At 51.6% G+C, this 5,225-nt stretch carries 7 protein-coding genes; 1 reads left to right on the forward strand and 6 read right to left on the reverse strand.

All coding sequences use genetic code 11. The annotated features are described in order from the left end of the window. Positions 1–90: 90 nt before the first annotated feature. From potF to AB7E14_RS20190, 5 genes are all read right to left on the reverse strand, one after another. Positions 91–1,203 (reverse strand): spermidine/putrescine ABC transporter substrate-binding protein PotF, encoded by a 1,113-nt coding sequence (gene potF, locus AB7E14_RS20170; protein ID WP_043001234.1) that lies wholly within the window; start codon positions 1,201–1,203, stop codon positions 91–93. Between the two features lie 364 nt (positions 1,204–1,567). Then, complete coding sequence (locus AB7E14_RS20175; RefSeq protein WP_043001235.1) at positions 1,568–2,044, reverse strand: YbjN domain-containing protein; 477 nt, start codon at positions 2,042–2,044, stop codon at positions 1,568–1,570. 90 nt (positions 2,045–2,134) lie between these two features. Further along, positions 2,135–3,037, reverse strand: coding sequence for a 30S ribosomal protein S6--L-glutamate ligase (rimK, locus tag AB7E14_RS20180; protein WP_044256380.1), 903 nt, complete (start codon positions 3,035–3,037; stop codon positions 2,135–2,137). Between the two features lie 60 nt (positions 3,038–3,097). Next, on the reverse strand, positions 3,098–3,820 hold the full coding sequence (nfsA, locus tag AB7E14_RS20185) for an oxygen-insensitive NADPH nitroreductase (protein WP_316961856.1): 723 nt from the start codon (positions 3,818–3,820) through the stop codon (positions 3,098–3,100). Beyond that, entirely contained in the window at positions 3,804–4,091 is a 288-nt protein-coding gene (locus AB7E14_RS20190; protein ID WP_043001238.1) for a DUF1418 family protein, read from the reverse strand. The genes nfsA and AB7E14_RS20190 overlap by 17 nt, the downstream gene beginning before the upstream one ends. Before the next feature lie 172 nt (positions 4,092–4,263). On the opposite strand from AB7E14_RS20190, the gene AB7E14_RS20195 reads away from it, so the two are divergent. Continuing rightward, entirely contained in the window at positions 4,264–4,527 is a 264-nt protein-coding gene (locus AB7E14_RS20195; RefSeq protein WP_000495514.1) for a GrxA family glutaredoxin, read from the forward strand. 39 nt (positions 4,528–4,566) lie between these two features. Here the strand turns inward: AB7E14_RS20195 and AB7E14_RS20200 are convergent, their stop codons facing one another. Further along, positions 4,567–4,944, reverse strand: coding sequence for an inner membrane protein YbjM (locus tag AB7E14_RS20200; protein WP_043001239.1), 378 nt, complete (start codon positions 4,942–4,944; stop codon positions 4,567–4,569). Positions 4,945–5,225 lie beyond the last annotated feature (281 nt).

A 5,225-nucleotide genomic window follows, 5' to 3' on the forward strand; every position in this document is an offset into this window, starting at 1 on the left:
TCTCCGGCAGAAACAAATCATGGTGCAGGCGCACCAGAACGGTGCGCCGGTTGCCGGGGGCGCTTCGCTTGCCCGGCCTACGGTAAAAGGTTATTTACCGCTTTTCACCTTGGTCCAGGCACGCGTACGGACGCGGTCAATCTTCGGATCCTGAACTTTCAGGGTGAACATCTTCGCGCGCACGTCTGCTGGCGGATAAATACCTGGATTATCACGCACTTCTGCACTCACCAACGCCGTTGCCTCTTTGTTGGCATTCGCGTAGAACACGTGGTCAGAGATATGCGCAATCACATCCGGGCGCAACAGGTAGTTGAGGAACTGATAGGCCTCGTCTTTATTTTTGGCATCTGCTGGCATCGCGAAGACATCAAAGAAGGCCATTGCCCCTTCCTTCGGAATCGAGAAGGAGATATTGACGCCATTCTTCGCCTCTTTCGCCCGGTTGGCGGCCTGCCAGACATCTCCTGCCCAGCCAATCGCCACACAGGTATCGCCGTTAGCCAGGTCGTTGATGTACTGCGAAGAGTGGAAGTAACGGATATTCGGCCGCAGCTTGAGCAGCAGATCGGTAGCCGGTCCGGTATAGTCGTCTGCTTTGGTGCTGTTCGGATCTTTACCCAGATAGTTCAGCACGGTGGCAAACACCTCTTCCGGCGCATCGAGGAAAGAGACGCCACAGCTCTTGAGTTTTTCAAGATTTTCCGGCTTCAGCACCAGATCCCAGCTATTAAGCGGGGCATCAGCGCCGAGCACCGCTTTCACTTTATCGACGTTGTAGCCAATACCGGTGGTCGCCCACATATACGGCATCGCGAATTTATTGTCCGGGTCGTGTTTGGCGACCAGTTTCAGCAATTCCGGATCGAGGTTTTTCCAGCCCGGCAGTTTGCTCTTATCCAGCGGCTGGAAAACGCCTGCCGTCAACTGACGTTCAAGAAAGCTCGCGGAAGGCACTACCAGATCAAAACCGGTGCTGCCTGCCATCAGTTTGCCTTCCAGCACTTCGTTGGAGTCAAAAACGTCATAGACCACTTTGATGCCGGTCTCTTTTTCAAAATTAGCAACCGTATCCGGCGCAATATAATCAGACCAGTTATAGATATGGAGTGTTTTTTGTTCTGCAGCGAGCGTGCCGGCAGAGACGGCCATCAGAGCACCCGCAACCAGACCCGATAGCCATTTTTTATTTAAGGCGGTCATAATCTCTTTCCTTATCAAAGTTCGTTAACAAACGAACCAAAAAAGTTGCACTCAATGCTATGCAAGAAACGTGCATAGTTTGTCACTCGGCAAAAACCAGGAAGAGTGGACGCTCCCCCGACCGTTATTGCTCGCTGTAATTAAGCTTCGCAAGAATAACTTTAGCCAGGGTTTCAGGCTATAGCCCAGATTAAAAAACGCCTTTTATCAATTTTTTATGCAATTTATGTCTATGTGATAAAGCGAAACAGCGGGAAAAGAGGTGAATAATTCTTTAAAGAAAGGTTAAATGCAGAATAAAAGAACGTAAACCGCAGCCGCTCTGGCAGCGACTGCGCTATACGCGCCATACTTCACGTTAAAATCAGTGAAGAAAATGGTTCTCAACGCTGCTTTTTTGCGCGTCTTCTTCGGCGGTAAACAGCATCTGGTGCGCGCCCGCTTCAAGAATGACCATGGATATCTGCTCTTCGCTCTGGCGCACGAACCACTCGAACTGCGCGTAAGTTACCCCTTGCATAACGGATAAAGACTGGCAAACCACCAGCTTTGGCAGATTATCATCCTGCATATCCAGAAACGCTTTCACGGTGAGGGAACTGGCATTGATGGCAGACAGATCCGCGGCCAGCGGCAGTAACGCAGAAGGCCTCACTTCAGCCATCGCGGAAAACAGCAGCGTATTATCGACGAGATCTAATTTCGCATCGTAGATGCCGTCAAAATTTTGCATGTGTGGTAAATGCAGTGCCTGACAGGTATCACATTCAAAAAAACTCATGCCCAGGTCGTCGAGCCATTGCCGCAACGTATCCAGAGTGGGAACGACCAATTCTGTCATAATAATGTGCTACCTCTTACGATAAAAAAATACCGGCACAGCTTACGCAAAAAGTGTTCGTCATGCCACGATCATCGGCGATATTAAAGACTAGCCACCCGTTTTGAGACAAAATTCAGCCGTCGCGTGGCGTTCGATCCACTGAATCATCCGCCCGGCGATATCGATACCGGTGGTTTTTTCGATCCCTTCCAGACCCGGAGAAGCATTCACTTCCATCACCAGCGGGCCGCGCTCGGCGCGTAAAATATCAACACCAGCAACATCAAGCCCCATCGTCTGCGCAGCTTTTATCGCAATTTTGCGCTCACGGGGAGTAATGTTGGCAATGCAGGCGACGCCGCCGCGATGGAGATTAGAACGAAAATCGCCGTCCTTCGCCCGTCGTTCGATGGCAGCAACCACCTCATCCCCCACCACCAGACAGCGAATATCGCGACCTTTGGCCTCTTTAATATATTCCTGAACCAGAATGTGGGCGTTAAGCCCCCGGAACGCATCCACGACGCTCTCGGCAGCCTGACGGGTTTCTGCCAGTACCACGCCAATTCCTTGCGTTCCCTCTACCAGTTTCACCACCAACGGCGCGCCACCAACCATATCGATCAGATCGCTGGTGTCATCCGGCGAGTGCGCAATGCCGGTAATCGGGAGATCGATACCCTGACGCGCCAGCAACTGCAACGAACGCAGCTTATCGCGGGCGCGGGTAATCGCTACAGATTCATTCAACGGATAGCTGCCCAGCATCTCAAACTGGCGTAGCACCGCCGTACCATAAAAGGTAATCGCCGAACCAATACGCGGAATGACGGCATCAAAATGAGGCAACTTGCGTCCTTTATAATGAATTGAGGACGCCGCCGGATTGATGTTCATATAACAGGAAAGCGGGTCGAGTATTTCAACCAGATGACCACGCGTCATCGCCGCTTCACGCAGGCGCTTACACGAGTAGAGCGTTCCATCCCGGGACAATATGGCAATTTTCACCCTGCACCTCTCTGCATCACTCGATCACTATCCCGCGTATCATACACAGCGGCGGAATTTTTAGCGCGTGGCCCAACCCTGTTTATGCAAATATTCCAGGATAAAGGGACGATTTTCCTTAATCAGCGTGCGGCGAATATGATCGCTCCAGGTGTCACGGCGGGTATTGCTGCCACGGCTGAGATAATACTGCGCGAGCTGTTCGTCATAATCAGCCAGCACGTCCTTGTCGAGCGGCTGATAACGATTTTCGTGCATCACTATCGCTGCGGGCAGGCGCGGCTTCAGCTCCGGGTTATCAGCAGGCCAGCCCAGGCACAGCCCAAACAGCGGCAGTACGTGTTTTGGCAGCGCCAGCAACTCGGTGACAGATTCGATATTATTGCGCAATCCGCCGATATAGACACCACCCAGTCCCAGCGATTCCGCCGCCGTCAGCGCGTTTTGCGCCATCATCGCCGTATCAACGACGCCCAGCAACAACTGCTCTGCAAGGCCTAATTGCGCTTCAGGGCAAATCTGCAGATGACGGTTGAAGTCGGCGCAGAAGACCCAAAACTCAGCGGCCTGCGCGACGTGCTGTTGACCGCCGGTTAAGGGTACCAGTGCGTCACGTAGTACCGGATCCGTAATACGAATAATGGACATACACTGCAAAAAGCTGGAGCTCGAGGTCGCCTGAGCGGCGGCCAGAATCGCCTCTCGCTGTTCAGGCGTAATCGGTTGATCGGTATAATGGCGAATCGAGCGGTGATGACGCAGAAGGTTAATGGTTGGAGTCATTCTCTTTTTCTCTGTCAGAACGGGATGAATCGGATGAGGGCTTCATCAGCTGGGGCGCCAGCCGCTGCGCGACTTGCCAGACGAATGCCAGTGCGGCGGGGATCATCAACAGCACGCCCAAAAAAAGCATGATAATGACCGCTAACGAGCTGTTAAACGGCGCGGGAAGCGTCAGGTAGTGGTTCAGCAACAGCAAAGCCAGCGCCAGGAGCACCATACCCACCATTTCCAGAATCAATACACTTTTCGGTAACGCGCCGGTCATACGCACAGGAAGCCCCCTTTTGTGAGACATAGTGTAAGGCGTTCAGCGTGAATGTGTTTAACAGATATAGACTAAATGTATCGAAGTAAAAGGTGCAACCTACTGTTCAAGACTGACGATTAGCGTCATCATAGCAGCCATTCGCCGTCAGGCTTTGAGTTCGAGGAGAGAGACTACAATGTTTACCGTTATTTTTGGTCGCCCGGGTTGCCCTTACTGTGTACGCGCAAAAGAACTGGCAGAGAAACTGAGCAACGAGCGCGATGATTTCAACTATCGCTACATCGACATCCACGCGGAAGGCATCACCAAAGCGGACCTGGAAAAAACCGTCGGCAAACCGGTTGAAACCGTGCCGCAGATTTTTGTTGATCAGAAACACATCGGCGGTTGCACCGATTTTGAAGCCTGGGCGAAAGAGAATTTGAACCTGTTCGCCTGAGTACTGTGAGTGATGTCATAACGCCCTCTTCGGAGGGCGTTATTGGTTTTTACGCTGTCGCGGTCTGAACAAACTGCTGATGAACAGGAAGCATAAGGCTCCCAAAGCGCACCAGAATACGGCGCTGAATAACCACGCCATCTCCTGCCACAGCGAGCGAGTGGGCGTAAAGAAAAGACGCGTGAGCAGCAAACAACAAGGTGCCGCAAGCATCGCGCCAAGGAGCGGTTTGATCACCTCCCGGCGATGAGAGCAAAAACTGGCGACCGCGCCTGGCAGCGTAAAAAACAGTAGCCCAATTTCAGGATGCCCGGCCGCCCGAAATGCCCCTTTCATGTTCATCGTCAGAAAAAGACAGACAACCACAAAGAGCACAAAGCAGCAGACCGCTCCTACCCAACCATGCTTATATTTCAATCTTTTCTCCTGACACTGTCTCTATCGAACACACTTTTCGCCAAAGGCGTCCAGTCAGATAAAGCCGTTCAGCATTCCGTGCCAAAATACGCCAACACGATTCTTATAGCCGTTGATACGTAATGAGATTAAACTAGCCAGATTATATTGTTGTGCCGCTTATATTCGGGCTGTGAATATGTCACAATCGCCCTTATTTGATGGCAAAACAGTAGCCTAAATTACCATTTCTTTCAACAGCTTACTCGTAAACAAGAAGTTAGTCTCCGTGAATATAAACG

Source organism: Citrobacter sp., assembly GCF_050252275.1.
GTDB lineage: Bacteria > Pseudomonadota > Gammaproteobacteria > Enterobacterales > Enterobacteriaceae > Citrobacter_A > Citrobacter_A amalonaticus.